Below are 26,644 nucleotides of genomic sequence, written 5' to 3'. Positions count from 1 at the left end.
ATAAGACCTAATGAATAGCATTAGGAACTAAAACATTAAAGTTTTTAGTGTCAAAATCTTTTTCATTTATTAACTCAAAAACAACAGTTAAATTATTATTTGTTTCTTGTTTAGAGTCATATTTAAACAACCACCCCATAAACGGAATATCTGCTAAAACTGGAATTTCATTGTAAGAAGTAAGTAACTCTTTTTTATTAATTCCTGTAAGAACAAATAATTTACCAACTGGTAATTGAAAAGATTGTTTAACATATTTTTTTGAAGTAATAGGCAAATTATCAGTATTAGAAAGAATGTTTGAAACACTTAATTCTAAATCTAAATAAACTTGATTATCTTCATAAATATGTGATGTAATTGTAATTTGTAAACCTACATCACGAAATTCAGTAGTATTTGAAGTTCTTAAATTAGCATCATTAATAGTTGTTGTTCCCATATTGTATGGCACATTCCTAACATCATTGAATTTAATTTCTTTTTCATCTGAAAGTGTAAGAACTGGATTAGATACAATGTCACTTGTTCCAGTTGAATTTAAATATTTAAGGAATGTATAGAAGTTATCTTTTTTTGATGAATCAACATTGTTATTAACTGAAAAAGGATAAGAAACAAGATTAAAAAAGAAGTTACCGTCATTTTGTAAATTAATAGAACTTGAATCACTACCTAGCTCTTTTAATTTATCTAAATTTGTTTCAAGGATTGTAACTTTTAATTTTAATTGTTTTGGAAGTGTATCAATAGAACCAATCATTTGTTTTATAGAATTAAACTCTTTTTCTTTTGAATAAATAAGGAGAGTTTTTGAAGTAGATATAAATTCAAATTTAATTCTATCTTCATAAACTTTTAGAAAGTTTTGTATATCTTCATATTTAACGAAATTCAATTTAATTGAACGATATTTTAAATCCTCAACATATAAATCTTTTTTAGTTACAAAATAAAACTTTTCAGTTTGTACAAGTTCTAAGCCTTTAAGATTAACAGCTCTCCTAAAAGCTTCTAACATATAAGATTCTTTATCATTTATAATAAAAATGATATTTTCATTTTTTAAAGCATCATCAATTAGTATATTTACATTGTTTACTTCACTTGCATACGTTGCAAATGTAGCTAAGTTCATTTCTAAAGTTTCAGCTTTTAAATTATTTAGAAATAGGAAGATTAAAAGCACCAGTTTCATTTTTGTTTTCATTTTTTACCCCTTGTTTTATAAAATTAAATTTTGTTTCAGGAACTAAAACATAAATAGATAATCTATTATTTTTTAGCTCTATGAATTTTTTGTCAAAGTCAACATCCATTAAATAAACTTTTAGAATGTTTTGAGGAATCTCAAAAGTTGATTTATCTTCAAATTGAAAATAACACAATGTATCAAAGCAGTTAAATTTAAATAGTTTTAAATTTGTTGTATCTTCAGGAACTGGAATAAGTGGAGTTTCTAAGTTTTGAATTTGCCCAGGTGTTGAAGTTTCATTTTTTGTATTATTAATAGTTTGAGTAGTTTGATTATTTTGAATTTCTGGAATTTGTTCAGGTTCAATTTTAGAATTTATATCTTTATAAAAGCTAGTAATAAAATAAGAAGAAATTAACATTAATACAAAAATAAAAAATACATATTTATAAAATATAGGCATTGTTGTAACTTTTGCACCTGATACATACAAATCAAATATTTTTTTATCAGCTTTAACAGAAATAGTAGAGATGTAATCTTTTTGATACATATTATAAGAGCTATATTGTCTATATTTAAAAGTATTCTTTGAAAGTCTTAATCTTTGAGGAACAGCCTTATAAAAATATTCTGCAACTCTTTTATATTCATCATTGATTAATTTTAAATCTTGTGTAATCAAGATAATATCTTGGTATAAATGCCCGTGGTAAGTAAACCACCAAACGATAACAGGATTTTCTTTTGATTTTAGATAATTATGAGCTTCATCAATTACAAAAAGAGAATTAAATACTCTTAATTCTTTTGCTTTTTCGATTAGAAAAGCATCATCTTTTTTATCATTATAGTAAGCAAATAGTTCACTTATTTTTTCAAAAATAGAATCATAATCAAATTTAAAAATTTTATCTGATATATCAAAATTAAATTGATTTATATTTGTATAACAGTTTAAATAAGCTGGTTTTTTTTGAAATTTATAAATTTTAAAAAATAAAAAATTATAAATTTCCAAAAGAATATCATCATTATTATTTATTTTTGAAAAAGTAAATTTAAAATAAATAATTACAGAAACAAAAGTTTTATAAATTAATGCTACAGCTTTATAACTTTTTCCACTTCTAGGAACACCCGTATAAATATAAACAGCCATTATTTAAGACCTAATTGAAGTAAAACACCAATTTTAAAATATTCATCAGCTATCGACTGAAGTGACATAATTGCAAGTTTAGAAATAAATAAAATCATAAGTGATACAAAAACATAAGAGAATAGGGCAAAGGTTTCATTTAGAGCTTGAAATATTCCAAGAGATTGAAGAATCTTAAAAGGTATATCAAAAGAAACATTATTATTCATAGAACTAATTAAACCAAAGATAACAACAACACGATTATAAATCCAAACAATAAGAGTAATAATAGTTGTAATAAATGCAAATTTTGCAGTATATAATGCAATTAAAAGAGTAATTTGTATAGGAACAATAATTGCTGTTAATGTTAATTTTTTCGCCATATTAGCGAAGAATGTAACAATAGTAGGAATAAGATTAGTTAGTAAAGAAATTAAAACTGACATTGTAAAAATGCTCCAATCAATCTAAAAAATATAAGAACAAGACATAAAGTGATAGAAATTAAAAGCATAATTTGAATTGGAACAATAATTGCTGTTAATGTTAATTTTTTCGCCATATTAGCGAAGAATGTAACAATAGTAGGAATAAGATTAGTTAGTAAAGAAATTAAAACTGACATTATAAAAGTACTCCAATCAATCTAAAAGATGTAAAAACAAGACCTAAAGTCATAGAAATTAAGAACAAAGGATATAAAAAAGGTTTTAACATAGATGTATATTTACATAAATCAATTTTAACAGCAAAAGAACCTTGACCAATTGATGATAAATCAAGATTATAATCCATAGGACAAGTAGTGATGTCAGATTGAGAAAGTGTAAAAGAAAAGCCTTGATTAATAGTTTCTTTTGAAGAATCAACAAGAGAAACAATAGTATTACCTTGATTAATCATATTGTCTTTAAAAGTTGTATATTCATTAGCAAGAGTATCAATAATATTTCCTGCACCCTCAAGAGCATTTCCAGTATCAGGAGTATTAGGGTCAGCTTCCAACTGATTAGATATTTTATTAAGTGTTTCATTCATAACTTTATTATAAAGCTCAGTTGCATTTGCACTATCATTTATTTTTTCTAAAGTTGAATTTGATTGAGTTTGTTTATTTAATTGATTTTCATTTAATGCTTTAATATCTTTTAAATTAGTATTCAAAGCCGTATTATCAGTTTGATTACTTGTTTTTAAATCTTTTAAAAGTTGATTTAATGAATTTTCAGGAGCATTTTCTGAGTTTTGCTTTTTCATACCTGCATTAAGTTCACACAACATTTTTTCTTGTAAAGTTAAGCCTGAATCATTACAAGAGTTAGACACAGGAGTATTATCTATAGGCGTATCAGTTGGGGGAGTTGTATTATTTTCATTTGTTGTATTTCCTGCACCACCACCCGTAGAAGTTCCAGAACCACCACCAGAAGAACCTGCACCATAATCCGAACCAACTTGTTTAACTGATGATGAACCATCAGGATATGTTGTTGTTAATGTTCCATTAGTAGTTAAATTGTAATTTGTTCCATTTGGTAAAGTCCAAGATTTAGAACCGTCAGCATTAGTTGTAATAGTAGGAGATGAACCCCCATCACCAGTTCCTGAACCTGAACCAGTACCCCCGTCACCAGTTCCAGAACTTGCAGAACAACCCCAATCATTATATTTATCACCACCACCTAAATGTGGAGTAGAAGTATATTCATAACCCTCATTACACTTTGGAATATCGCCTTTTTCTGGGTCAGTTTCAACACCATCACTATTAGGAATAGGGGTTGCTTCATTTGTATTCGGATTACAAGTATAAGCTTGGCCATTTTTTTGAAATAAATCACGACATTGTCCACCACCTAAAGGGTCAGGGTTATTAGTACAAATAACATTTTCACCATCTGAAGAATTACAAACTCCATTATCAGTAGGGTTAGGATAAATAGGAACATTTGGACATGTCAAACCATCGTATTGATACTCTAAAAGAGAAGTCTTATTTTGTACAAAATAATGATAATTAACATTAGATGTTCTACAATTAGCTGGAATTTCAATACCTGCACGAAATGCAAAATCGTTACAACTATAAGGAGCTAACGGACCATTTTTAATTACTTTTTTTGTACATGTAATTGTGGCAAAAGAATCAGTAATAAAAATTAACAAAAATAAAAATAATATTTTTTTCATTTTAAACCTTTTTAATTAATTGTAAAATTGCAATAAATGGCAATGAGATAAACATCGTATAAATTGGAAAACTAAAGAAATAATTAAGAGCTTGATTATCTGTTAATTGAATAATTGCGAAAGTCATTATTAAACCTTTAAAAATATTACAAATACTAAAAGTATTGAAGTTAAAAGACCAGTAAGAGCAGAAAGAAAATTAAATTGATTTTCTGTTAGGCCTAAATTATTGTAATTAGCTGTTTTAGGTGTACAAGAATTATTTTTATATTCATAGTCAGGTAAAATAGTAAAGTTAGAAACATTAGACATATTAGCAGTTGCAGTTGTAGTTGTACCTGACAAAGTACGCGTAAAATAAGAGCCACTTAAAGAATAACTTTCTACGCAAAGAGAATTAAATTGAACTACATTATTACTAGATTGATACCAATAAACAAGATAATCAGCTTTTAAAGATAAAGAGATAATAAATATTAATAAGATTGTTTTCATTATAAATCTTTCATTTTTTTAATTAAATCAATTGTTTTATAAATTCCAATAGAAGTAATTTGAAAAGAAATAACAATAGCAAAAAGAGAACTAATTACAAAAACAGTTGAAGAAGTAAACATTTATAAGCCTTAATTAAAAAATTTGATAATTTCTTGATTAAAAATTAATAAGAGGGGATTAACCCTCTTATGAAAAAAAATTAACCCACATTTCTTCTAATGAATTTAATTGCAATTCCAACTACACCAATCGCAACAACAGCACCTATAACCATAGGTACAGCAGACTCATAAGTAGTCAAATCGAAATCACCAGTTAATTTTTTTGTTGCATCATCATATGTAACAGCAGCTTGAGAAGCAACAGCACAAACAGTAGCAGTAGTAGCTACAGCAAAAGTTTTTGCATTGTTTGCAATTTCAGCACCTTTTTTACTTACATTTCTGCAAGAGTCTAAAAATTCAGCAGTTTTATGTTTTGCTAAATCAAACATACTTTGAGAGGGTTTCATACACATTTTTACGACCTTATATTAAATTTGTAGAATGTAACGCAGGTACACTCTATTAATTCAACTAATTATTAGCTAATAGGAAAGAATCCTATTAAGCTGTTTTTGTTTCTGTCTTTTTATCTGTTGAATTGTTCACATTTGGAACTAATGGATTTGTACTATAAAAATGATGTGTCATCATTTCATCTGGAAACAAGTATGTACCTTTTGGTAAATTTAAATATAAATAAGGTATAGCTATAAATTTGCCAACATTTTGTTTAAATTCATCAAGAAATTTAATGTCATAACTTACAACATCGACATCCATAACTAATTCGCCATTTTTATCATAATCAATATATTGCACTGTAACTTCTGTATTAGATTGATTAATACCAGTAGTTTTATCTTTTCTAGTTACTGGTTTTGCCCCCATAACTTGACCTATTAAAAAATAATTTCTCATGTAAACCCCTTTGGTTAATTTAAATGTTTTACCCCATTAAACTTAACGATAAGAGCGGGGTAATAGTGCTCTTACCGAGTGAGTAAACTCACTAATAAATCAAATATTATTTTGACTTATTGGAAAGCTCATTTAATTCTTTAAACAAAGCCTTAAAATGTTTACGCAATAGAATAGGGCGTGTAATAATGCTTCTATTATGAGAAATAGAAACATAATCAATAACATCTTTAATTGTTTGAATTGAATAATCATCTTTATAAATTAATAATTCAATTTGTTTTCTATTAACAGAAATATCAATTTTTTTAGTTGTAGGAATTTTTTCGAAGAAGTAAGAAAAAATCTCATCAATAGATTTAAAGTATGTATTAGAAAAGAATGAATTAATATTATTAGGTAATATTGGTTTTTCAATATTTATCTCATAAGTATAAAAAGCAACACCTTTTTTAATTAATCTTTTATTTTTAACTCTTTTGATATACTGATTTTTAATAAGTACCTTAATACAGTCAGCTATAGAATTATTAGTTCTAATATTTAGTTTAGTTTTCATCTCTTCAATATAAACATTTTCAATGTTTGTACAGATATAAAACAATACACGAAACTGGTTCGCAGTTAGTTTATTATCTACAGAAGCATGAATTAAAACATGTTGGTAATTAGTGCTTATTAATATTTCTTCTTTTTCCATAAGAGAATTATACAGTTAAGTTTGAAAATTACGGTTTTCAATACTAAATATAAAATTACAGATATTTTAAATATCATTTTTATCTATTTTACAATTCTTTCTATCTAATCCATTTTGTAAAATAAACATAAACTTATCAGAATATAATTTGCCTTTTATTTCAACTGTGTATGGTATTTTATATTTAGTTTGAAAGTTATCATCTTCACATGTATATTGTGTATCTTTTTTAATTATTGGTTTCATTTCTTGAAAACTTTCTTCGGCTATTTCTTGATTATTAAAAAGAACTATATTTTCATCAACCTCTTTTTCATTAGTAATTGGCTTTATTTCAATTGGCTCAGCTTTTATAATCTCCTTCTCAGTAATTGTTTGATTATTATTTTCATTTGAAATAGATACAGTATTTTTGTTTAAATATGAAAAAAGTAAAAAGACTGTTAGAATTAAATTCATAACTATTAAAAATATAATACTATATTGTATTTTATTAAATATACTATTTGAATTTATATCATTTTGTTTGTTTTGTATTTGAAATTCTAATTCTGATAATTTATTTATAATATGCTCATTTTTTTCATTTTATAGAAATATCATATAAAAATAAATCTATTTGGGGTAAAAGTTTTAAATCAGAGATTTTATTAGAGACTATTTCACAGAGAAAAGAACTAAAAGCTTTAAATGATGAAGGCTTTTCAAGTATAAAAGAGATAAAAAACTTTATAGGAGATAACTATAATAAACATAAAGAGGTATTTGAGGCTTCATAAATCAAATGAATATAGCCCTACTAGGATATAAAATAGAACACTTATATAGAAACATCAAAAAACCTCTATATACTTTAAAAAATGGGTATAAACCAAAAGGTAATTTTAATACAGTTGTTAAGATAGATAAAGGACTGATAGAAGGAACAAATTATATACTTTTAGTTTCTAAAAATGGAAATTATGAAGAAGTAAATGTTACTCCTTATGAAGGAGAGACAATTTATGACTTCACAAAACCTAAATATGAGGACTATAATTGGCAAAATAAAGGTGCAAGTGAAATAGAAAAATTAGCTTCAAGTGATTGTCATATAATACTTTCAAATGACCATGCACAGATTAAATATAAAGTAAATTTTAAAAAAGAGTACTCTTCAGAAGGTTTTTCTCCAATAATAAATCTAGAAATAGATGAACTAGAAGAAAAACTTTTAAATGATGAAGATTATAACAAAATAGAAGAGATAAAAAATGCAAATAAGAAGTAATATATTAAAAATAGTATTAGTTAGTTTACTAGCCTTAGGCTTTAGTGCTTGTGATGATAATGAAAGTTCAAGTAAGATAAATAGTGAAAAGAAAGTTAGACTTCCTAAGCCTGAGTGGGAAAATAGACTTACTAATTATAAAAATACAATTGAATGGTATTCTTTAGCTGATGATGAGATTGCGGCTTATAATATAGGAGTTATATATAATAAAAAAATTAAAGATTATAAAAAAGCTATTGAATGGTATTTATATTCTAACTCAATAAAAGAAAATGCAGATAATTTATTAGGATTAGCCTCTTCATATGAAAGTATAAAAGATTATGATAATGCAATTTATTATAACAAAAAATCATTTTTATTAGGTAATAATAATGCAGCACATAACTTAGGAGTATTATACGAAGATTTAGAAGATTATGAAAAAGCAAAAGTTTGGTATAAAAAGGCTATAGAGAGAGAATTTAGATTCAACAAAAAATATTGGAATTATGTATCATAATATATTGAAAGATGATTTAAAAGCAAGTGCATATTATATATCTTTAATTGATATAAGATATTCAAAAGAACTAGTCCTAAAGTTATTACAAGAAGAATGGAAAATCCCAAATGATATTATAAAAAAAGGCTATGAATTACAACTAACAATGCCGGGCCTTCCAAGAAGATATAAAGGAGATTTAGAATTGAAATGAGATATTCAAGTGAAATAATGAAAATACAAAAAAATTTAAAATCATTAATTATAATTATTTCTATGCTATTTATAATAACTGAACTAAGTAATGCAGCAACTTACATTCAATATCGTAGTTCAACTCCATATAATAACTCAATTACTTCAGCAGATGAAGAAATGTTTTTTACCTGGATAGTAATTATTGGGGGAATTTATGGTTGGTGGTATTTTAGTAGAGATAAGTCTAGAAATAGATAACTTAGAAGAAAAACTTTTAAATGATGAAGATTATAACAAAATAGAAGAGATAAAAAATGCAAATAAGAAATAATATATTAAAAATAGTATTAGTTAGTTTACTAGCCTTAGGCTTTAGTGCTTGTGATGATAATGAAAGTTCAAGTAAGACAAATAGTGAAAAGAAAATTAAACTTCTTATTTATCTTGGAAATAAGTAAATTTGAACAAGTATACTCAAAATAATCCTTTATTTTAAAACTGTTATAATAAGATAATACAAAGTATTAGGAATATATATGCGTTATGAGTTAGATTTTATAAATAGTTTTGAAAAGACTCTTTTATTTTGGATTGAAAGATTTATTAGAAATAAATTAACAACTCTTTCAAATAGACAAGTTAATGATAAAAATAAATTAGCAAATATAATTCAATCATTGGTCAAAGGTACAAAATCTATTGATGAATTGAGTGTTATTGTAAAAGAAGCTAGAAATATAGGTTTAAGTGGTGTTAATACATATTTTAATCCTCTATTTAAACTATACAATTTTACCATGAATTTAGGTTTAGCATCAATGAAAGAGATTGATGAAGAGATGTTGAGTGATTTTTTAGCAAGCCAAACAAGTGCGCTATCTGATGCTTCAAAAAAGAATCATAGAATCGCCCTGCTTTCTTTCTTTTCATACATAGATAAACAAAATCAAAATGATGATGGAACTTCTTTTTTATATAAAATAGAGTTAAAAAATTGGGGTGGATTAAGTGGAAAAAGTGGCACAAAACTTCCCTCTTATATGAATAAAATTGAGATTGATAAATTTTTAGAAGCTATTGATACTTTTGAATTTACTGATAATACAGCTTATAGAAATAGACTTATTTTAAAAATCATCATTTACACAGGTATAAGGGTTAGTGAGATATTAAATTTAAGATTAAAAGATATGTTCAAAGAAGATAATGTTTATTTATTACAAATAAAAGGTAAAGGGAATAAACCAAGAGTTGTAATGATTAAAAGTTCAATTATAGAAAATGATTTAATTAATTGGCTTGATATGAGAGTTTGTAATAGTGATTTATTAGTTTGTAATCAAAAAGCTGATAGATTAACACAGGCTTATGTTAGTAGAATAGTTGAAAATATCTTAATAAGTGCTGGAATTAGAAAAGAAAAAAATGGTGCTCATATGTTAAGACACAGTTTTGCTACTTTACTTTATTCCAAACACCATGATTTAATTCTTGTTCAAGAAGCACTTGGACATGCAGATATTAACACTTCTAGAATTTATACACACTTTGATAAAGACAGATTGTATAAAACTACTGATATTTTTTAGAATTTAAATAAATATAATAAAGGATTAAAATGGAAGCTTTGATTATCGTTGCACATGGAAGTAAACTTAAAAGTTCAAATGATGAAATAGTAGATATTGTTTTAAAAATAGAGAATAGTGTAAAAGATGAAAATTTAATAGTTTTTCATGCTTTTTTAGAGCTTGCTGAACCTTCAATTTTTATGGCTATAAATAAAGCTATATCAAATGAATGTACTAAAATAAAAATATTCCCCTATTTTTTAGCAGCGGGGAAACATGTACAAGAAGATATTCCGTGTGAAATAAAAAAGTTCAAAAAGCTATATCCTCAAATAGAATTCACACTTTTACCACATATTGGGAAATGTACAGGTATTGAAGATATGATAATATCAAATTCGTAAAACTATTTTATTACCAAAATGATTGTGTAGTATCTTCAAAAGTGGAAGTTAACTCTAAATAGATGTTTTTACTATAATCTATGTATAAGTTATAATCCCCTATTGAAATAGATTCTTCAATATCTCTTTTATTAAAATACGTATCATCATCATCTGTAAGACTAGACAAATAATATTCAACCAAAGAAGGCGCCATACTATCTATGGCACTTTCTAATAGGTTGAAATCTTTAACTCCAAACATATTAAATAAAGAATTTTTATTTACTTGAGTAATCATTTTAATTAACTCTTTTTAGTGATTAAATCCGTTTAACAATGAAGCCATTCTATTTAAATCAATTTTATTACTATTACTTTCTTCTTCTTTTTTTACATTATCTAACAAAGTATTTGAAGCTGGATTTGATGGATTGCTGAAAATATCATCTTTTTTCTCTTCAACTTTTTCTTTTGCTGTTTCAGCTGGTGTATTTGATGAAGTACTAGAAGTATTTGAAGATTTTTTATTTAAAATGCTTTCTATTTTACCTAACATTGAGCTAATATTTGATTTGTCTTTTTCAGTATGATTTTTAAATTCATCAACATTTTTTTCTAAATCTTCTTTTGCTGATTCAAGATCAAGTACTTCATCTTCTAATTCATTGATTCTAGCTTTTAAACCAGTATTTTCTTCTTGAAGTTCTTCATATGCCTTAATTAGAGTACTTAAAGCTTCATTTAGTTTTAAAATTGTTTCTGCATTTGTCATGGTTATTAAATCCTTGTTGGTATTGTTATTAAGAGTGGTATTATTGCAAAATTTAGCTAATAATTCCATCAATTTTTAATAAAGAATCTACACTTGGTTCTCTTTGCGTAAAATTGAAAAACAATTTGTCCATATCATAAGAACCACCTTGGCTTAAAATCGTATCTCTATACTTTATTCCAAGTTCTTTATTAAAAATATTTCCAGAATCTATAAACATATAAAATGCATCTGCACTTAGTACTTCTGCCCATTTATATGAGTAATATCCTGCTGCATATCCGCCTGAGAAAATATGAGAAAAACCATTTTGGAATTTATTGTATCTTGGAGGAATCATTGCTGCAAATTCATCTCTTATTGTATCTAGTAAATCTTGTATTTCATCTTCAGTTTTGTATAATTTTTGATATACTTTAAAATCAAACAATGCAAATTCAACTTGTCTGATAGTTGCAAGTGATGATTGGAAATTCTTAGCTTTTATAATTTTATCAATAGCCTCATCATCTAACACTTCTTGAGTTTTATAATGTTTTGCAAAAAGCTTTAAAACATCTTTATCATAAGAGAAATACTCTAAAAATTGAGATGGAAATTCTACAGTATCCCAAGCAACTCCAGAAATCCCACTAACAAATGGTTCTTCAATTTTACTTAATAAATGATGTAGGGCATGACCCATTTCATGAAATAGTGTAACAACATCAGAGTGTCTTAATAATGATGGAGTTTCTTTTGTAGATTGAGGGAAGTTTCCTACAATATATGCTGTTGGAAGTTTTATTTCACCTTCTGAAGTTCTATAATGTGAATGCCAATTATTCATCCAAGCACCACCACGTTTATCTTTTCTTGATTCTAAATCTATATAAATTCTAGCTATTGTTTTTCCATCTTCACTTAAATCATAAACTTTTACTTTTTCATCCCAAGCAGGAGTATTTGCTTTTGTGAATTTAATATTAAACATTTGGTGTAAAAAGTCAAAAAAACCATTTAATACTGATTGTTGTTCAAAGTAAGGTCTGTAGTACTCTTCATCCAAATCATATTGAGCTTTTTTTAGCTTTTCAGAATAATATGACATATCACTTGATCTAAAATCAGTGATTCCATCTTTTAAAGCAATTGCTTTTATCTCTTCTAGTTCTTCTTTTGCTCTTTTTTTAGCTTTATGACCTAACTCTTCTAAAAATGAGATAACTTCTTCTTCTTTTGAAGCCATTTTTGTTGCAAGTGAATATTGAGCATAAGAGTCAAATCCAAGAATTTTTACCTTTTCATTTTTTAAAGCTAATAACTCTTCAATAATTTTTCCATTTTCAGGAGCTCTTGTACAATAACCTTTATAAAGTTCTTCTCTTTTTTCTCTATTTGTACCATACGTAATATAAGCTAAATATGATGGCATTTGAAGTGTAAATTTATATTTAGTAATTCCATCTTCTTCAAATTTTGCTAACTCTAAATCTGAACTTGGGATTTCTTTTACATCTTCAAAATTATCAATAACCATTTCAAACGCATTTGTAGCATTTAAAATGTTTTGAGAAAACTTATGAGATAGCTCACTAAGTCTTAAACTTATCTCTTCTAATCTTTTCTTTTTATTGGTTTCAAGATGACAACCAGATAGTTTAAAATCTCTAATTTCATTTTCTAGAACTTTATTTTGTATATCATTTAAAGTACATTTTTCTTTATACTGTATATCTTTTAAAGCTATATAAATATTTTCATTTTGTGAAACATCAGTTTCATATTTTGAGATTACAGGGATACACTCTTCGTAAACTTTTGTAGTTATTTCTGAATTTTTAACAGAGTCAATATGAAAGATTGGAGTTAAAAAATCATTAATACTCTCCCCTATTTCTTGAAATGGTAAAACAAAGTTTTTGTAAGTTTTATTTTCTATTTTTAATAAATCAGCAATTTTTTTTCTATTTTCATCTAATATGTTTTCTAACAACTCTTTTGAGTTTTCTAAATTTTCTAAATTAAATTCTTTAAACATTTTTATTTCCTTTTTCTATATTTTAAATTTAAGAGTAAATCCTCTATCAAAACTTTCGTAATCTTTATAAAAACTAAATGAATCTACCTTAAACTCTTTGAAATAGTTTTCCAAAGGAGCTTTTTGATCAAATCCCATTTCACAAAGTAAATATGGTATCTTTTTCTCACTTGTTTGTTTTATAATATCTTTTAAAAGTTCATCCCCAATATCTCCACCAAACAGAGCATTTGATGGTTCATATTTTACATTTGTTGGTAGTTTATAATTATTCGCAATATATGGAGGATTTGAAATTGTCATGAAAATATCATTTTCATTTATATTTTCATATAAATTACTCAATCTAAACTCTATTTTATTTTCAACTCCAAGTTTTATAGCATTTTGTTTTGCTAGCTCTATTGCTTTTTCATTTATATCTATAGCTATAATTTTTATATTTTCAATCAACATTGCAAGCATTACAGATATTATTCCACTGCCAGTTCCTATTTCTAAAACTTTTATAGTCTCTTTTTTATCTTTTAGAATTTCAACAGCATTTTCAACTAAAATTTCTGTTTCAGGTCTTGGAATTAACACACCTTCTTTTACTATAAACATTTCCCCATAAAAGGAAGCCTTATTTATAATATATTCTAGTGGATAATTTGTAGCTCTTTTTTTTACCAAAATTGCAAGTTCTTTCTCTTTTTCAAACTCAACATTGTAGTTTAAATGTAGCCAGATAGTGTTTTTCTCTAAAAGATGTAACATCAATATTTCAACTTCTTTTGCTGGAATATGAGTTACAAGTTTTAGTTCATTTGTATATTTTCTTATTGTGTCTTTTATCGTCATTTAGTTTTTACCTTTTAAAAGCTTGGATTATAATATAAGTTTGATTAATAGATTAATCCAAAATATATAAGGCTAATTCATCTGAAAGTAAAAAATTTTTATTAAAAACCTTATCATTTTCTATATAAACTTTGTCGTAGTTCACTAAATCATTAATTTTTTTCAATTCTTGCTCATTAAATAAAGAGATTTCTATACCATTTAGACATCTAAATCCAAGTAAAATTTTCTCTGTTTTTATATCATTTTCATCTATTTTTTCTAACTCACAAGCTAATGGATTTTTGATATATTCTTCTAAACTTTTAGATGGATAATATCTGTGTTGATTCACATATCCAACAGCTCCTGCTCCAACTCCTAAATACTCTTTATGTTGCCAATAACCATAGTTGTGTTTTGACTCAGATTCTTTATTTTTTGCAAAATTTGAAATCTCATATTGATGAAAACCTTTTGTATTTATGTAATCAAAAATTTTATATGACAACTCTTCATCATCAATTTTTACACTTGATCTATCAAAGAATTTTGTTCCTTCTTCTATAGTTAAAGAGTAAGCACTAAGATGCGTAATTGGTAAAGAAAAAGCCGTGTCAAAATCCTTTTTCATACTCTCTAACGTATCATTCTGTACTCCGTATATTATATCGCAGTTAATACCTTTAAAACCTATACTATTGGCATTTTGTATAGCTTTTATAGCACTATTACTATTATGCGCTCGACCTAGGAATTTTAGCTTGTCATTATCAAAACTTTGTACGCCAAAGCTTACACGATTAACACCTAAATTCTTCATACTTTGAAGCCATTCAAAGGAAGCAGAATTAGGATTTGCTTCTGTTGTGATTTCTGCAAATTCTTCTAAATGTGGTTTAATCATTTCAAAAATTTCTTCATATTCAACTGGCTTAATTGTTGAAGGAGTTCCTCCTCCTATGAAAACAGTTTCTATTTTTTTATTATGTTTAATTACATAATTATCTAAATTATTTCTTAGTTGTAATTTTAATGCATTCATATATTCATGTTTTAAATGAAATCTATCTGTGTATGAATTAAAAGCGCAGTAAAAACATTTACTGTCGCAAAAGGGAATATGTATATATAAAAGCAATTTTTAATCCTAGTTTTTGTAAAATATCTGGCTAATTATAAGGGAAAATATATTTATGACTGATAAAAATGAAAATACAATTAACAATGAGAAGAAAAAATTTCGACCTAATGTAGCAGCAATTGTACTATCAGCAAAATATCCTCATAAATGTGAAATATTTATAGCTTCAAGAACTGATGTGGAAAATGCTTGGCAATTTCCACAAGGTGGTATTGATGATGGTGAAACATCAAAAGAAGCATTATTTAGAGAATTGGAAGAGGAAATAGGAACAAGAGATATTGAAATAATAGCTGAATATCCAACTTGGGTTTCTTACGAATTCCCTCCTGCAATTGCAAAAAGAATGTACCCTTATGATGGCCAAAGACAAAAATATTATTTAGTTAAACTCAAAAAAGGCGCTAAAATAAATATTAACACAGAAATTCCTGAATTTAGCGAATATAAATTTGTACCTACTAAAAATATTTATGATTATATAACTTTTTTTAAAAGAACTGTTTACAAACAAGTTCTAAAATATTTTAAAACCGAAGGTTATATTTAAAAAGGATAAGAAATTAGATGTTAAAAGTACTTAAGTTTGGTGGAACAAGTGTTGGCACACTTGATAGAATACAAAATGTTGCAAATATCATTAAAAAAATAAAAGATCAAGGTCACGATGTTATTGCTGTAGTTTCTGCTATGAGTGGAGAAACAAATAAATTAATAGAATATGCTGAATATTATTCAAAAACTCCAAAAGTTGATGAAATTGATATGCTTTTAAGTTCAGGTGAAAGAGTTACTTCTGCACTATTATCAATAGCATTAAATGAAATGGGATATAAAGCTATGTCAATGAGTGGAAGACAAGCTGGAATTATTACTGATAATGCTCACACGAAAGCTAGAATTGAGTCTATTGATACAACACAAATGAAAGAAGCTATAAAAGATGGAAATATTATTATCGTAGCTGGTTTTCAAGGTGTTGTACAAGATACTTTAAGAGTTTCAACTCTTGGTCGAGGTGGTTCAGATTTAACAGCTGTTGCAATTGCTGGTGCAATTAAAGCAGATGTTTGTGAAATATATACAGATGTTGATGGTATTTACACAACAGATCCTAGAATAGAACCAAAAGCAAAGAAATTAGAAAAAATTTCATACGATGAAATGTTAGAATTAGCATCATTAGGTGCAAAAGTTTTACAAAATAGATCAGTTGAAATGGCGAAAAAATTAGATGTAAATTTAGTATCAAGAAGCAGCTTTACGCCAGAAGTTGAAGGTACATTAATAACAAAGGAAGAAAATATAATGGAAAAACCAATTGTAAGTGGAATTGCTTTAGATAAAAATCAAATTAGAGTAGGAATGTATGGAGTTACTGATAAACCAGGAATTGCAGCTTCGATTTTTACTTCACTTGCAGATGCAGATATAAATGTTGATATGATAGTTCAAACAAGAGGACTAGATGGAACAACTGATTTAGATTTTACAATTCCAACTACAGATTTTGAACTTTGCAAAAAAGTTATGGAAAAATTTAAAGAACAAGCTAAAAATATTGATTACAATGAAGCTATTTGTAAAGTTTCAGTTGTTGGTGTTGGTATGAAATCTCATACTGGTGTTGCATCAAAAGCATTTACAGCAATGGCAAATGAAAATATTAATATCAGAATTATTTCAACAAGTGAAATTAAAATTTCTATGATTGTTGATTTAAAATACGCAGAATTAGCAGTTCGAGCTTTACACGATGTTTATAACTTGGATAAATAGTAGTGCAAGAATTTTTAAATTGGACTGTTGATACAATCAGGGAAGATAGGTTAATATCTCCTTGGTTGGAAGAGAAAAAATATGAATGGACTCCATTAGTTTCAAAAAATATCTATAATTTGTTAGAGAGAGGTTTCTCTATAATTATTGTTACGGATAAAGAACGAGAGTGGTTTATGGAATATATTTTAGGAAATATCAATTCAGTAAAACTAAACAGACCTTTTTTACCTTATTATGATTTTAAATCTTTCTATAGATATATTGATAATGTAAAATCTGATGAAGATATTTCTCATATAAAAGATATGTTGACTATCTCTTTTCCTAATGGATACTGTTTTTGGTATATAGGAAGAAGTCAAGATGTAAGAGCTGTGATTCCAAAAGTATCTAAACACTCTTTTTTATGGTTATTTGATGAAGAAAAACAAGATGCATTTAATTTAAAATCAAATGATGAAGCTTTAGATATGAAACTTTTACAAATGTTTAGACTATATAATAAATCAGTAAGTGCTACGCTATTTGCTGAAATAAATATTGAAAACTAATAGATGAATTTTATTGATAATTCATCTATATTAATAGTTAATGATATTGATGCAACGTTAAGTGAAATATTGCCATGTTATCCCCTTCATTCTGTTAGAGTTATTAAAAATGAAGAGAAAGAAGAATTTTTGTTACTTCAAGCAACTTTAGCAATAAAAGAAGCATATATTGCATCAAGTGAAAAAAAATATATTTTTTTATGTGGAACAACTTTTAGAAAAGAAGCTCAAAACTCTTTATTAAAGATTTTAGAAGAACCACCTAAAAATGTTGTTTTTATAATCATTACAAATTCAAAATCATCATTATTACCAACTATTTATTCAAGATTACCATATAAATATCTAAAAAAATCTATTTTAAAAGCTGAATCTTTATTAGATTTAAACAAATTAGATTTAAAAGATATATACAATTTTTTAAAAGATAATCAAAAGATTTCAAAAAATGAAGCAAAAGATATTGTTGAAACAATTTTAATAAAAGTTAATAACCAAAAAATTAAGCTTTCTAGAAATCAATTAGAGTTTTTTTCAAAGGCTATAAAACTATTAGAGTTAAATTCACGACCAATAAATGTGCTAACTACCCTACTTTTATCTTTGGCTAATCAAAAAAATAAACATTAAAAAGGTTTTATATGCAAACATATAAAATATCAATCAATGACACTAAAAATTTTTATAAAAATTTAGGTTGTGATAGCGGTGGAATTTCAATTTTATCTAAAAAATCAAAACTTCATACTTTATATATAAAAGATTTACATGTTGGTGCTGCAAATATTTTAAAACAAGATGCCTTATCTATTGGTGCTGATTTAGCCGTTCCATGTGGAGTGATAATTGCCAAAGACAAATATGTGGATGCTGTTTTAATAGGAACTACAAAACATTTTGAAACTCTATCTAAAAAAGAGCTAGCCCAGCCTTTTGGTTTAAAAGAGTTAGCAAAAACATTAAAAGATTATGTTAGAGAAAATGATTTTAAAACTAAAATAATGGGTGTTTTAAATGCAAATGAAGACTCATTTTTTAAAAATAGTAGATTTGATAATTCACAAGCCTCTTTTCTAATCGAGAAAATGATTAAAGATGGCGCAAATATTATTGATATTGGCGCAGTTTCAAGTAGACCTGGAAGTATTGCAGTTGAAGAAGATGTCGAATTGCTGAGAATTAAAGACATAGTTGATACGATTTATAAAAATAAATATTATGAAAAAGTTGATTTCTCAATTGATTCTTATTCTCCAAAAGTAATTGATTATGTTTTAAATCATGGTTTTAAAATTGTAAATGATATTACAGGTCTAGAAAATGATGAAGTTTGCAAAATTGCTTCAAGTTACAATGCTCAAGTTGTTATCATGCATATGCAAAATGACCCTACTTTAATGCAAAAAGAACCTTTTTATGAAAATGTGATTTTAGAAATAGATTCTTATTTAAAAAATCAAATTGAAAAAGCCCAAAGTTTTGGAATAAAAAATATTGTTTTAGATGTGGGAATTGGATTTGGAAAAACATTAGAACATAATTTATTATTACTAAAAAATCTAGAACATTTTTCTCATTTTGGATATGAACTTTTAATTGGTGCGAGTAGAAAATCTATGATTAATATGATAACTCCAGCTTCTATTGAAGATAGACTTGCAGGAACATTAGCTATTCATTTAGAATCAATTAGAAATGGAGCTTCAATTATTAGATGCCATGATGTAAAAGAGCATTTCCAAGCAATTAAAGTTTATGAAGCAATAAATAATATAAATTAAAAAGAGATACTATATTTATAGTATCTCATGTAGAGTATTTGCTTTTTTCATCCATTTCTCTAAATCTTCATAATTATCTTCCTCAACCATTTTTCTTGCATTTTGTAGTTGACTTTCAAACAAATCAATAGAAGCTAAAAGATTCTTTTTATTTTGTTTAAAAATATCTCCCCACATTCTAGGACTTGACTTTGCTATTCTACTCATATCTTTAAATCCACCAGCAGCAAGAGCAATAATTGATTTTGGATCTTCATGACTCATAACTGTATTTGCTAAAGAAAAAGATAAAATATGAGGTAAATGGGACATAAAACAGGCATGAATATCATGTTGATTACTGTCCATTACAACTATTCTCATACCTATTGCTTGAAAAATTTTAAAAGCTTTATTAACATGTAAATTACCATTATCTTCTAAATCACAAAAAACAACTGTTTTACCTTCATATAAATCATCAATTGCAGCTTTTGGACCAGATTTTTCTGTTCCAGTCATTGGATGAGCTGCAATAAAATTTTTTCTTATTTTTGCTGGAATATTTTTTACAATATACCCTTTTGTAGAACCCATATCAATTATAGTTGTATTTTCATCAATATCTAAAAAGTTTGGAAACATTCCAATTATTGCATCAACTGGAATTGCCAAAATAATTACATCTGAAACTTTTTTTAATGTTTCTAAATCAACCAATTCATCAACTAAATTTAAATCTAAAATATCTTTTTTATTTTTTTCACTGTTTGTAAAACCATAGACTTTCTTTGCAATACCATATCTTTTTACAGCTTTTGCCAAAGAACCACCCATCAGTCCTAAACCAATAATACCTATATTCAAAATATAACCCTTCTAATAATTTGAAATAAGATTATATCTTAATATTTATATAAACTATATTTAGGTATATTATTGACCTATAATGAAATTAAGGATAGTTGTGAAAAATAAAGTCGTACTATTTTCTTTAGCTTGTGCAGCGGCACTAAGCGCAGATACAATAAAATCTATAGAATACAAAGATGTAAATAAGTTATCTCCAGAAATTTTAAATGAAACATTATCAATGAAAGTTGGTGATGAACTTAATAATGAAAAACTTAATAGTGCACTACTTAAGTTTTATAAATTTGGTTATTTTGATGATATAACTGTTTCAAATGAAAATGGAATTTTAAAATTTGTCTTCAAAGAAAAACCATCAATTTCAAATGTTGATATAAAAGGTTATAAATCAAGAGCTGAAGATCTTGATGCAGTTAGAACTGCCATAAATCTAAAAAAAGGTGCTATGTATACAGAAAAAAGAGTTAAAGAAGCGAAAGAAAAACTCTTAAGTATGTTAGAAAGCGAAGGATTTATAAATTCAGTTGTAGAAACTGAAATTGAAAATATAAATGATAAAGCTATAAAGATAACTTTTAATGTAAATAAAGGTGATGAAATCATCATTAAAAAAGCAAATTATCATGGAGCTAGTGCTTTAGAGCAAGATGATTTTGATCACGTTACAGCAAATAAAGAAAAAGAGTTTGCTTCTTGGTGGTTTGGACAAAATGATGGTGAAGTAAAAATTGATCAATTAAAATATGATTCAAAAAGAATTAATGAATTGTATTTTGAAAAAGGTTATTTAGATGCGCAAGTAAAAGAGCCATTTTTAGATATCGATTTTGCTTCAGATCAAGCTAAATTAGATTTTTTTGTTACTGAAGGTACAAAATATACAACTAATAATATTAAAATATATTTAGATTCTTCAATTGTTGATCCTGAAACAATTTACCCTGAACTTAAATTGATTGTTGGTAATACTTTTAATATTAAAAAATTAAGAGCTGACCAAGAATATATAAGAACTCAAGTAGCTGATAAAGGTTATGCTTTTGTTGATGTTAAATTTGATTTAATAAAAGATGAAAAAAATCAAAAAGTTGATGTTGTTTATAATGTAGTACCAGGTAAAAAAGTTTATATTAATGATGTGAAAATATCAGGAAATACAAAAACACTTGACAGAGTTGTAAGAAGGGATGTTTATTTAGCACCTGGAGATTTGTATAATTTAACAGATTTTAAAGATTCAACTAATAAATTAAAAAGATCAAGATTTTTTGAAAATGTTGTTATTGAAGAAAAAAGAATTAGTGATGAAAAACTTGATATTGTTGTAAAAGTTACTGAAGCTGCTACTGGGTCACTGATGCTTGGTGGTGGATATGGTTCTTATGATAAATTAATGGTAAATGGTTCAATAAATGAAGCAAATATGTTTGGTTCAGGATTAGGGCTAGGTTTAAGTGCAGATTTATCAGCAAGAACAAGTAGATTTGAAATTAGTTTAAAAAATCCTGCAATTAATGATAGTGATTATAATGGTGAAGTTGAAATACATAATAGTGAATCTGAAATTAATAGAGATAAATATGATTCAACAATTAAAACACAAGGATTTTCAGTTGCTGTTGGAAAACAAATAGTTAGAGATTTATATGCGGGAGCTAGATATAAACTTGATTTCGTAAGCGAAGATTATGATTACGACTCAGATTTTCTAACAAAATATGAACTAAAAGATGATGCATTTAAAGAAAAAAATAAATTATATGATTCTCAAGATTATATTTCAAGTTCAATCACTCCTTATTTAAATTTTGATAATACAGATGATTTTTATATGCCAAGAGAAGGAATAAAAGCTGGAACTTCACTTGAATATGCTGGAGTTGGTGGAGATTCTAAATATCTTAAATCAAGTACTTATGCAAAATATTTTTACTCTTTAGAAGATTTAACTGAACTTGATTGGGTTTTAAGACTTAAAACTCAAATGAAAATTCTAGTAGATAATGGACAAATAAATCAAGGGGATTCTTTATATCTTGGTGGAGCTAAAACTTTAAGAGGATATAAATCTTATGCATTCCCATCTAATGAAACAGGATATCAAACAGATCCATATAAAAATCTTTGGGCAAACTCTGTTGAAATGAGTTTCCCATTAATTCCAAGTGCAAAAATGAGATGGGGATTATTCTATGATTATGGAATGATTGGTCAAGATACATTTAATGATGTAAAAAGATCTGGAACAGGTGCATTATTAGAATGGATTTCTCCAATGGGGCCACTACAGTTAATATTTGCTCATGCTCTTGATGCAGAAGCAGGTGATGATACTTCATCATTTGAATTCTCATTAGGTTCAAGTTTTTAATGGTTAAAAAGATGCAAATTGATATAAACAAAAGATTAACAAATAAAGATGCATTAGAATTAATTAAAAATGCATCTTTATTAGAATTAGGAGAATTAGCAACAAATAGAAAAAATCAACTTCATCCTAGTAAAACTACATCTTTTATAGTAGATAGAAATATTAATTATACTAATGTTTGTTGGGTTGATTGTAAGTTTTGTGCTTTTTATAGACATGGACGAGACGAAGACTCTTATGTCTTAAAATTTGATGAAATTGATCAAAAAATTGATGAATTATTAGAAATTGGTGGAACGCAGATTCTTTTTCAAGGTGGAGTTCATCCAAAATTAAAAATTGATTATTATGAAGAATTGGTTGATCATATTCATACAAAATATCCTCAAATTACTATTCATGGATTTTCTGCAATTGAAATTAAATATATTGCAAAAGTATCTAAAATTTCTATTTTAGAGGTTTTAAAAAGACTTCAAGTAAAAGGTTTAAGCTCAATTCCAGGAGCTGGAGCTGAAATTTTAAGTGATAGAGTAAGGGATATAATAGCTCCAAATAAAATGGATAGTCTTGAATGGATTGAAGTTCATGAACTTGCTCACTCAATTGGCATGAAAACAACAGCTACTATGATGTTTGGAACAGTTGAAACTGATGAAGAAATTATTGAACATTGGGAATTACTTAGAAATTTACAGGATAAAACAGGTGGATTTAGAGCCTTTATTATGTGGTCTTTTCAAGGAGCTAATACTCAGTTAAAAGCTGAAATCCCAGATATAAAACCTCAATCATCAAATAGATATTTAAGATTATTAGCAGTTGCAAGATTATATTTAGATAATTTCAAAAATATGCAAAGTTCTTGGGTAACTCAAGGTTCATATATTGGACAATTAGCTCTTAAATTTGGTGCAAATGATCTTGGAAGTACAATGATGGAAGAAAATGTTGTAAAAGCAGCAGGTGCAGCAAATAGAATGAATCAAGAAGAGATGATTAGACTTATAAAAGATATAGGTGAAAATCCAGCAAAAAGAAATACAGCTTATGAGATTTTAGAAAGGTTCTAGCTTTGAGAAAAATAGGATTTTATTTTTTATTCATAATAGCAATATTACAAGGAAATTTAATGGGTGCAATGATAAAGCATATTGATATAAAAGGTGTACAAATACCTGTAGTTTTTGAAGAACAAAAAAGTTTACCAATATTAAATTTACAATTAGTTTTTCAAAATTCAGGATATATTCAAGACAAAAATAAAAGTGGATTAGCATCATTATCTTCAAAATTGTTAAATGAAGGTACTAAAGAGTTAGGTGCTACCAAATTTGCTGAAAAATTAGATGAAAATGCAATTTCTTTATCAGCTTCTACTGGTTTTGAAACATTTGTTATTGAATTATCAAGTTTAAAAGAAGAATCTCAAAAAGGTATAGAACTTTTGAATTCACTTTTAAAATCACCAAATTTTACACAAAATACTTTAGATAAATTAAAAACAATGCAAACAGGTTCTTTAAAAAGAAAAGAGAATGATTTTGATTATGTTTCACAAAATCAATTAAAATCTCTATTATTTAGAGGAACAGCACTTGAAAATGCCGCATCTGGAACAATTGAAAGTATTTCAAAAATAGAGTTAAAAGATATAGAAAACTTCATATCTCAAATAGTATGTTTAGAAAATTTGATTATTGTTGCAGGTGGAGATTTTGATTTAAAAGAGTTTGAAAATTTAGTAAAACCTCTTTTAGAAACGTTGAATGTTGGGAAAAAGATTGAATTAGAAAAAATTAATTTTACTTCTAAAAAAGAAGAGAAAACTTTAATAAAACAAACAGAACAAGCTTATATATATTTTGGAAGTTCTTTTAATGTGGATTCAAAAGATGAAGAAAACTATAAAGCAAAAGTAGCTTCATTTATTTTAGGTGGTTCAGGTTTTGGTTCAAGATTAATGGAAGAGATAAGAGTAAAAAGAGGTTTAGCATATAGTGCTTATGGTTCTATCTCAATAAATAAATCTCATTCATATTTTAATGGTTATTTACAAACTAAAAATGAAACTGCAAGTGAAGCAGAAAAATTAGTTTCACAAATTGTTGCTGAATTTGTTAATAAAGGTGTTACTAAAGAGGAATTAGACGCTGCTAAAAATTTCTTAACAGGTAGTGAACCACTTAGAAATGAAACATTAAGTCAACGATTAAATAGAGCATTTACTCTATATTATAGAGGATTATCACCGGATTATTCAGAAAAAGAGTTAGAAAAAATTCAGAATTTGAAATTAGATGATTTAAATAAATATATTAAATCACATAATGAAATAAATAATCTAACTTTTTCAATAGTAAGGAAATAAGTTTTGCTAAGATTTGCTCCAAGTTCAACGAGAGATATGAATATTGCCGACTTACGAGTTGCCATTTTTAATTACATTGTGTCAAAACAATTAAAAGAAGACTTAATTATCAGAATTGAAGATTTCGAAACACAAAAAAATATTGAGGGAAAAGATAAAGAAATTTTAGAAATCTTGAATCTTTTTTCTATTGAGTATAAATCTTTATTTTATCAAAGTGCAAATTTAAAATATCATCAAAAAATGGCTTTACAACTAATCACTCAAAAAAAAGCATTTTCTTGTTTTTGTAGTGATGAAAAACTTGATGAATTAAAAGAAATAGCAAAAAAAGATGGAAAAGAATTTTCATATGATGGTTTTTGTGAAAACTTGTCAGATGAAACAGTTTTGAATATAAATGCACCATTTACAGTAAGAATTAAAAAACCTGAGAATAATATAAAATTTACAGATTTATTAAAAGGTGATTTTGATTATACACCATTTGATGTTGACTCTTTTATTATTTTAAAACAAGATAAAACACCTAGATATAATTATGCATGTGCAATTGATGATATGTTAATGGATATTTCTGTTGTTATTTGTGAAGAAAGTCATATCTTTGATACTCTTAAACAAATCCATGTAAGAGAACTATTAGGTTACAATAAAGAGATAAAATATGTGCATTTACCAATTATTTTAAATGCTCAAACAGGTAAAGAAATATCAGATGTAGATGATCTAAGTTCAGTAAAATACTTAATTGAAGAAGGTTTTTTACCAAGCGCAATTGCAAATTATTTAGTTTTAATTGGAAATGAAGCACCAAATGAGATTTTTAGTTTGGAAGAAGCAATTGAGTGGTTTAATATCGAAAATATTTCAAAAATTCCAGCAAAATTTGATATAGATGAATTAAAATTGATAAATAAAAAACACGTAGAAGCTCTTGATGATATGAGACTTTCTAAAATTCTTGGATTTGCAGATATAGATATTGGAAAACTCGGGAAAGTTTTTTTACAAGAAACAAGTACAATCAAAGAGATAAAAGAAAAAATTTCTTCTATTTTTACTATTAAAACTAAATGTAAAAGTTTTGAAGAAGAGTTTATTAAACTAAAAGAATGTATGCAAAAAGCACCTTTTTTTAATGATTTTGAAGAATTAAAAAAGTATATTGCAGAACAAACAAACTTAAATGGAAAAAATCTTTCTGAACCGTTAAGATATCTTTTAACAGGTGTTGATAATGGACCAGATATCTCAGATATTTATCCTTTAATTAAAAATTATTTGGGAGAAATTATAAAATGACAGATGCACTTTTAACTTCAATTTTTACAATAGTTTTAACTATTATTTCTTTATATAAATGGGTTATTATTATTTCTGCCCTTTTAAGTTGGGTAAGACCAGATCCATATAATCCAATTGTTCAAATGCTTTATAGATTAACTGAACCAGCTTATGCATTTATAAGAAGATATATTCCAACTGTAATTGGTGGAATGGATTTAGCTCCTTTAATTTTAATTTTTGCTTTAATCTTCTTAGAGACTTTTTTGAAAAATCTATTTTTCTAA

At 26.2% G+C, this 26,644-nt stretch carries 35 protein-coding genes; 17 read left to right on the top strand and 18 right to left on the bottom strand.

Annotated features, from left to right (window positions below; translation table 11 throughout):
• Positions 1 to 7: 7 nt before the first annotated feature.
• From AVENP_RS08205 to AVENP_RS08160, 12 genes are all read right to left on the bottom strand, one after another.
• A complete protein-coding gene (locus tag AVENP_RS08205; protein ID WP_128360123.1) occupies positions 8 to 1,210 on the bottom strand; it encodes a type II secretion system protein GspD in 1,203 nt (400 codons plus the stop codon).
• Entirely contained in the window at positions 1,161 to 2,357 is a 1,197-nt protein-coding gene (locus tag AVENP_RS08200) for a zonular occludens toxin domain-containing protein (protein WP_128360122.1), read from the bottom strand. Before AVENP_RS08200 ends, AVENP_RS08205 begins: the two co-directional genes overlap by 50 nt.
• Positions 2,357 to 2,788: a hypothetical protein gene (locus tag AVENP_RS08195; protein ID WP_128360121.1), complete on the bottom strand. Its 432-nt coding sequence runs from the start codon at positions 2,786 to 2,788 to the stop codon at positions 2,357 to 2,359. Before AVENP_RS08195 ends, AVENP_RS08200 begins: the two co-directional genes overlap by 1 nt.
• A complete protein-coding gene (locus AVENP_RS08190; protein ID WP_128360120.1) occupies positions 2,776 to 2,967 on the bottom strand; it encodes a hypothetical protein in 192 nt (63 codons plus the stop codon). The genes AVENP_RS08195 and AVENP_RS08190 overlap by 13 nt, the downstream gene beginning before the upstream one ends.
• A complete protein-coding gene (locus AVENP_RS08185; RefSeq protein WP_128360119.1) occupies positions 2,967 to 4,532 on the bottom strand; it encodes a hypothetical protein in 1,566 nt (521 codons plus the stop codon). The genes AVENP_RS08190 and AVENP_RS08185 overlap by 1 nt, the downstream gene beginning before the upstream one ends.
• Position 4,533: 1 nt before the next feature.
• Positions 4,534 to 4,659, bottom strand: coding sequence for a hypothetical protein (locus AVENP_RS15990; protein WP_268907633.1), 126 nt, complete (start codon positions 4,657 to 4,659; stop codon positions 4,534 to 4,536).
• Between the two features lie 2 nt (positions 4,660 to 4,661).
• Positions 4,662 to 5,027, bottom strand: coding sequence for a hypothetical protein (locus AVENP_RS08180; RefSeq protein ID WP_128360118.1), 366 nt, complete (start codon positions 5,025 to 5,027; stop codon positions 4,662 to 4,664).
• On the bottom strand, positions 5,027 to 5,149 hold the full coding sequence (locus tag AVENP_RS15985) for a hypothetical protein (protein WP_268907632.1): 123 nt from the start codon (positions 5,147 to 5,149) through the stop codon (positions 5,027 to 5,029). The genes AVENP_RS08180 and AVENP_RS15985 overlap by 1 nt, the downstream gene beginning before the upstream one ends.
• A gap of 80 nt (positions 5,150 to 5,229) precedes the next feature.
• Entirely contained in the window at positions 5,230 to 5,541 is a 312-nt protein-coding gene (locus AVENP_RS08175) for a hypothetical protein (protein ID WP_172664265.1), read from the bottom strand.
• A gap of 94 nt (positions 5,542 to 5,635) precedes the next feature.
• A complete protein-coding gene (locus tag AVENP_RS08170; protein WP_128360116.1) occupies positions 5,636 to 5,992 on the bottom strand; it encodes a hypothetical protein in 357 nt (118 codons plus the stop codon).
• Between the two features lie 106 nt (positions 5,993 to 6,098).
• Positions 6,099 to 6,692: a hypothetical protein gene (locus AVENP_RS08165; RefSeq protein ID WP_128360115.1), complete on the bottom strand. Its 594-nt coding sequence runs from the start codon at positions 6,690 to 6,692 to the stop codon at positions 6,099 to 6,101.
• Between the two features lie 66 nt (positions 6,693 to 6,758).
• A complete protein-coding gene (locus AVENP_RS08160) occupies positions 6,759 to 7,151 on the bottom strand; it encodes a hypothetical protein (protein ID WP_128360114.1) in 393 nt (130 codons plus the stop codon).
• 325 nt (positions 7,152 to 7,476) lie between these two features.
• Between AVENP_RS08160 and AVENP_RS08155 the strand changes: the two genes are divergently transcribed.
• The 7 genes from AVENP_RS08155 (at position 7,477) to AVENP_RS08125 (ending at position 10,622) form a co-directional block, all read left to right on the top strand.
• A complete protein-coding gene (locus tag AVENP_RS08155; RefSeq protein ID WP_128360113.1) occupies positions 7,477 to 7,962 on the top strand; it encodes a hypothetical protein in 486 nt (161 codons plus the stop codon).
• A complete protein-coding gene (locus tag AVENP_RS08150) occupies positions 7,946 to 8,467 on the top strand; it encodes a tetratricopeptide repeat protein (protein WP_128360112.1) in 522 nt (173 codons plus the stop codon). The genes AVENP_RS08155 and AVENP_RS08150 overlap by 17 nt, the downstream gene beginning before the upstream one ends.
• The gene (locus AVENP_RS08145; RefSeq protein WP_128360111.1) at positions 8,457 to 8,663 is read left to right on the top strand and encodes a hypothetical protein; all 207 of its coding nucleotides are present in this window, start codon (positions 8,457 to 8,459) and stop codon (positions 8,661 to 8,663) included. The genes AVENP_RS08150 and AVENP_RS08145 overlap by 11 nt, the downstream gene beginning before the upstream one ends.
• Positions 8,660 to 8,905 carry a hypothetical protein gene (locus AVENP_RS08140; RefSeq protein WP_128360110.1) on the top strand — a complete coding sequence of 82 codons (246 nt, stop codon included), beginning with the start codon at positions 8,660 to 8,662 and terminating at the stop codon, positions 8,903 to 8,905. Before AVENP_RS08145 ends, AVENP_RS08140 begins: the two co-directional genes overlap by 4 nt.
• A 56-nt stretch (positions 8,906 to 8,961) precedes the next feature.
• Entirely contained in the window at positions 8,962 to 9,105 is a 144-nt protein-coding gene (locus AVENP_RS08135; protein ID WP_153802250.1) for a hypothetical protein, read from the top strand.
• A gap of 78 nt (positions 9,106 to 9,183) precedes the next feature.
• Positions 9,184 to 10,236 carry a tyrosine-type recombinase/integrase gene (locus tag AVENP_RS08130; protein WP_128360109.1) on the top strand — a complete coding sequence of 351 codons (1,053 nt, stop codon included), beginning with the start codon at positions 9,184 to 9,186 and terminating at the stop codon, positions 10,234 to 10,236.
• 29 nt (positions 10,237 to 10,265) lie between these two features.
• Positions 10,266 to 10,622 (top strand): sirohydrochlorin chelatase, encoded by a 357-nt coding sequence (locus AVENP_RS08125; RefSeq protein WP_128360108.1) that lies wholly within the window; start codon positions 10,266 to 10,268, stop codon positions 10,620 to 10,622.
• A 10-nt stretch (positions 10,623 to 10,632) separates the two neighbouring features.
• Here AVENP_RS08125 and AVENP_RS08120 read toward each other — a convergent pair whose 3' ends face one another.
• The 5 genes from AVENP_RS08120 to hemW are packed head-to-tail and all read right to left on the bottom strand — an operon-like array spanning position 10,633 to position 15,359.
• The gene (locus AVENP_RS08120; RefSeq protein WP_128360107.1) at positions 10,633 to 10,902 is read right to left on the bottom strand and encodes a hypothetical protein; all 270 of its coding nucleotides are present in this window, start codon (positions 10,900 to 10,902) and stop codon (positions 10,633 to 10,635) included.
• 15 nt (positions 10,903 to 10,917) lie between these two features.
• Positions 10,918 to 11,376, bottom strand: coding sequence for a hypothetical protein (locus AVENP_RS08115; protein WP_128360106.1), 459 nt, complete (start codon positions 11,374 to 11,376; stop codon positions 10,918 to 10,920).
• A gap of 52 nt (positions 11,377 to 11,428) precedes the next feature.
• Complete coding sequence (locus tag AVENP_RS08110) at positions 11,429 to 13,396, bottom strand: M3 family metallopeptidase (protein WP_128360105.1); 1,968 nt, start codon at positions 13,394 to 13,396, stop codon at positions 11,429 to 11,431.
• Between the two features lie 15 nt (positions 13,397 to 13,411).
• A complete protein-coding gene (gene prmC, locus AVENP_RS08105) occupies positions 13,412 to 14,239 on the bottom strand; it encodes a peptide chain release factor N(5)-glutamine methyltransferase (RefSeq protein WP_128360104.1) in 828 nt (275 codons plus the stop codon).
• A gap of 52 nt (positions 14,240 to 14,291) precedes the next feature.
• Complete coding sequence (gene hemW, locus AVENP_RS08100; RefSeq protein ID WP_128360103.1) at positions 14,292 to 15,359, bottom strand: radical SAM family heme chaperone HemW; 1,068 nt, start codon at positions 15,357 to 15,359, stop codon at positions 14,292 to 14,294.
• A gap of 55 nt (positions 15,360 to 15,414) precedes the next feature.
• Here hemW and AVENP_RS08095 point away from each other — a divergent pair, with 55 nt between their 5' ends.
• The 5 genes from AVENP_RS08095 to folP are packed head-to-tail and all read left to right on the top strand — an operon-like array spanning position 15,415 to position 19,476.
• Positions 15,415 to 15,912 carry an RNA pyrophosphohydrolase gene (locus AVENP_RS08095; RefSeq protein WP_128360102.1) on the top strand — a complete coding sequence of 166 codons (498 nt, stop codon included), beginning with the start codon at positions 15,415 to 15,417 and terminating at the stop codon, positions 15,910 to 15,912.
• Positions 15,913 to 15,929: 17 nt separating this feature from the next.
• Complete coding sequence (locus tag AVENP_RS08090) at positions 15,930 to 17,141, top strand: aspartate kinase (RefSeq protein ID WP_128360101.1); 1,212 nt, start codon at positions 15,930 to 15,932, stop codon at positions 17,139 to 17,141.
• A 2-nt stretch (positions 17,142 to 17,143) separates the two neighbouring features.
• Positions 17,144 to 17,695: a HobA family DNA replication regulator gene (locus tag AVENP_RS08085; RefSeq protein WP_128360100.1), complete on the top strand. Its 552-nt coding sequence runs from the start codon at positions 17,144 to 17,146 to the stop codon at positions 17,693 to 17,695.
• A 3-nt stretch (positions 17,696 to 17,698) separates the two neighbouring features.
• The gene (locus tag AVENP_RS08080) at positions 17,699 to 18,325 is read left to right on the top strand and encodes a DNA polymerase III subunit delta' (RefSeq protein WP_128360099.1); all 627 of its coding nucleotides are present in this window, start codon (positions 17,699 to 17,701) and stop codon (positions 18,323 to 18,325) included.
• Positions 18,326 to 18,336: 11 nt separating this feature from the next.
• Positions 18,337 to 19,476, top strand: coding sequence for a dihydropteroate synthase (folP, locus tag AVENP_RS08075; RefSeq protein ID WP_128360098.1), 1,140 nt, complete (start codon positions 18,337 to 18,339; stop codon positions 19,474 to 19,476).
• Positions 19,477 to 19,491: 15 nt separating this feature from the next.
• Here the strand turns inward: folP and AVENP_RS08070 are convergent, their stop codons facing one another.
• The gene (locus AVENP_RS08070) at positions 19,492 to 20,322 is read right to left on the bottom strand and encodes a prephenate dehydrogenase (protein WP_128360097.1); all 831 of its coding nucleotides are present in this window, start codon (positions 20,320 to 20,322) and stop codon (positions 19,492 to 19,494) included.
• Positions 20,323 to 20,422: 100 nt separating this feature from the next.
• Here AVENP_RS08070 and bamA point away from each other — a divergent pair, with 100 nt between their 5' ends.
• From bamA to AVENP_RS08045, 5 genes are read left to right on the top strand one after another with little or no spacing between them, the layout of a single operon-like run.
• On the top strand, positions 20,423 to 22,699 hold the full coding sequence (bamA, locus tag AVENP_RS08065; protein ID WP_228201912.1) for an outer membrane protein assembly factor BamA: 2,277 nt from the start codon (positions 20,423 to 20,425) through the stop codon (positions 22,697 to 22,699).
• A complete protein-coding gene (locus AVENP_RS08060) occupies positions 22,699 to 23,772 on the top strand; it encodes a dehypoxanthine futalosine cyclase (protein ID WP_128360095.1) in 1,074 nt (357 codons plus the stop codon). The genes bamA and AVENP_RS08060 overlap by 1 nt, the downstream gene beginning before the upstream one ends.
• A 59-nt stretch (positions 23,773 to 23,831) precedes the next feature.
• Positions 23,832 to 25,070, top strand: coding sequence for a M16 family metallopeptidase (locus AVENP_RS08055; RefSeq protein ID WP_128360094.1), 1,239 nt, complete (start codon positions 23,832 to 23,834; stop codon positions 25,068 to 25,070).
• Positions 25,071 to 25,073: 3 nt separating this feature from the next.
• A complete protein-coding gene (gltX, locus tag AVENP_RS08050; protein WP_128360093.1) occupies positions 25,074 to 26,375 on the top strand; it encodes a glutamate--tRNA ligase in 1,302 nt (433 codons plus the stop codon).
• On the top strand, positions 26,372 to 26,644 hold the full coding sequence (locus AVENP_RS08045; protein ID WP_128360092.1) for a YggT family protein: 273 nt from the start codon (positions 26,372 to 26,374) through the stop codon (positions 26,642 to 26,644). The genes gltX and AVENP_RS08045 overlap by 4 nt, the downstream gene beginning before the upstream one ends.

The sequence above is a fragment of the Arcobacter venerupis genome (assembly GCF_013201665.1).
GTDB lineage: Bacteria > Campylobacterota > Campylobacteria > Campylobacterales > Arcobacteraceae > Aliarcobacter > Aliarcobacter venerupis.
This window is presented reverse-complemented; position numbering and strand designations above follow the sequence as displayed.

Bases quoted from the DNA above. Each gene is read 5' to 3' on its own strand.
- AVENP_RS08205 (WP_128360123.1), bottom strand. From the start codon at position 1,210: ATGAAAACAAAAATGAAACTGGTGCTTTTAATCTTCCTATTTCTAAAT.
- AVENP_RS08200 (WP_128360122.1), bottom strand. From the start codon at position 2,357: ATGGCTGTTTATATTTATACGGGTGTTCCTAGAAGTGGAAAAAGTTAT.
- AVENP_RS08195 (WP_128360121.1), bottom strand. From the start codon at position 2,788: ATGTCAGTTTTAATTTCTTTACTAACTAATCTTATTCCTACTATTGTT.
- AVENP_RS08190 (WP_128360120.1), bottom strand. From the start codon at position 2,967: ATGTCAGTTTTAATTTCTTTACTAACTAATCTTATTCCTACTATTGTT.
- AVENP_RS08185 (WP_128360119.1), bottom strand. From the start codon at position 4,532: ATGAAAAAAATATTATTTTTATTTTTGTTAATTTTTATTACTGATTCT.
- AVENP_RS15990 (WP_268907633.1), bottom strand. From the start codon at position 4,659: ATGACTTTCGCAATTATTCAATTAACAGATAATCAAGCTCTTAATTAT.
- AVENP_RS08180 (WP_128360118.1), bottom strand. From the start codon at position 5,027: ATGAAAACAATCTTATTAATATTTATTATCTCTTTATCTTTAAAAGCT.
- AVENP_RS15985 (WP_268907632.1), bottom strand. From the start codon at position 5,149: ATGTTTACTTCTTCAACTGTTTTTGTAATTAGTTCTCTTTTTGCTATT.
- AVENP_RS08175 (WP_172664265.1), bottom strand. From the start codon at position 5,541: ATGAAACCCTCTCAAAGTATGTTTGATTTAGCAAAACATAAAACTGCT.
- AVENP_RS08170 (WP_128360116.1), bottom strand. From the start codon at position 5,992: ATGAGAAATTATTTTTTAATAGGTCAAGTTATGGGGGCAAAACCAGTA.
- AVENP_RS08165 (WP_128360115.1), bottom strand. From the start codon at position 6,692: ATGGAAAAAGAAGAAATATTAATAAGCACTAATTACCAACATGTTTTA.
- AVENP_RS08160 (WP_128360114.1), bottom strand. From the start codon at position 7,151: ATGAATTTAATTCTAACAGTCTTTTTACTTTTTTCATATTTAAACAAA.
- AVENP_RS08155 (WP_128360113.1), top strand. From the start codon at position 7,477: ATGAATATAGCCCTACTAGGATATAAAATAGAACACTTATATAGAAAC.
- AVENP_RS08150 (WP_128360112.1), top strand. From the start codon at position 7,946: ATGCAAATAAGAAGTAATATATTAAAAATAGTATTAGTTAGTTTACTA.
- AVENP_RS08145 (WP_128360111.1), top strand. From the start codon at position 8,457: ATGTATCATAATATATTGAAAGATGATTTAAAAGCAAGTGCATATTAT.
- AVENP_RS08140 (WP_128360110.1), top strand. From the start codon at position 8,660: ATGAGATATTCAAGTGAAATAATGAAAATACAAAAAAATTTAAAATCA.
- AVENP_RS08135 (WP_153802250.1), top strand. From the start codon at position 8,962: ATGCAAATAAGAAATAATATATTAAAAATAGTATTAGTTAGTTTACTA.
- AVENP_RS08130 (WP_128360109.1), top strand. From the start codon at position 9,184: ATGCGTTATGAGTTAGATTTTATAAATAGTTTTGAAAAGACTCTTTTA.
- AVENP_RS08125 (WP_128360108.1), top strand. From the start codon at position 10,266: ATGGAAGCTTTGATTATCGTTGCACATGGAAGTAAACTTAAAAGTTCA.
- AVENP_RS08120 (WP_128360107.1), bottom strand. From the start codon at position 10,902: ATGATTACTCAAGTAAATAAAAATTCTTTATTTAATATGTTTGGAGTT.
- AVENP_RS08115 (WP_128360106.1), bottom strand. From the start codon at position 11,376: ATGACAAATGCAGAAACAATTTTAAAACTAAATGAAGCTTTAAGTACT.
- AVENP_RS08110 (WP_128360105.1), bottom strand. From the start codon at position 13,396: ATGTTTAAAGAATTTAATTTAGAAAATTTAGAAAACTCAAAAGAGTTG.
- prmC (WP_128360104.1), bottom strand. From the start codon at position 14,239: ATGACGATAAAAGACACAATAAGAAAATATACAAATGAACTAAAACTT.
- AVENP_RS08095 (WP_128360102.1), top strand. From the start codon at position 15,415: ATGACTGATAAAAATGAAAATACAATTAACAATGAGAAGAAAAAATTT.
- AVENP_RS08090 (WP_128360101.1), top strand. From the start codon at position 15,930: ATGTTAAAAGTACTTAAGTTTGGTGGAACAAGTGTTGGCACACTTGAT.
- AVENP_RS08080 (WP_128360099.1), top strand. From the start codon at position 17,699: ATGAATTTTATTGATAATTCATCTATATTAATAGTTAATGATATTGAT.
- folP (WP_128360098.1), top strand. From the start codon at position 18,337: ATGCAAACATATAAAATATCAATCAATGACACTAAAAATTTTTATAAA.
- AVENP_RS08060 (WP_128360095.1), top strand. From the start codon at position 22,699: ATGGTTAAAAAGATGCAAATTGATATAAACAAAAGATTAACAAATAAA.
- AVENP_RS08055 (WP_128360094.1), top strand. From the start codon at position 23,832: ATGGGTGCAATGATAAAGCATATTGATATAAAAGGTGTACAAATACCT.
- AVENP_RS08045 (WP_128360092.1), top strand. From the start codon at position 26,372: ATGACAGATGCACTTTTAACTTCAATTTTTACAATAGTTTTAACTATT.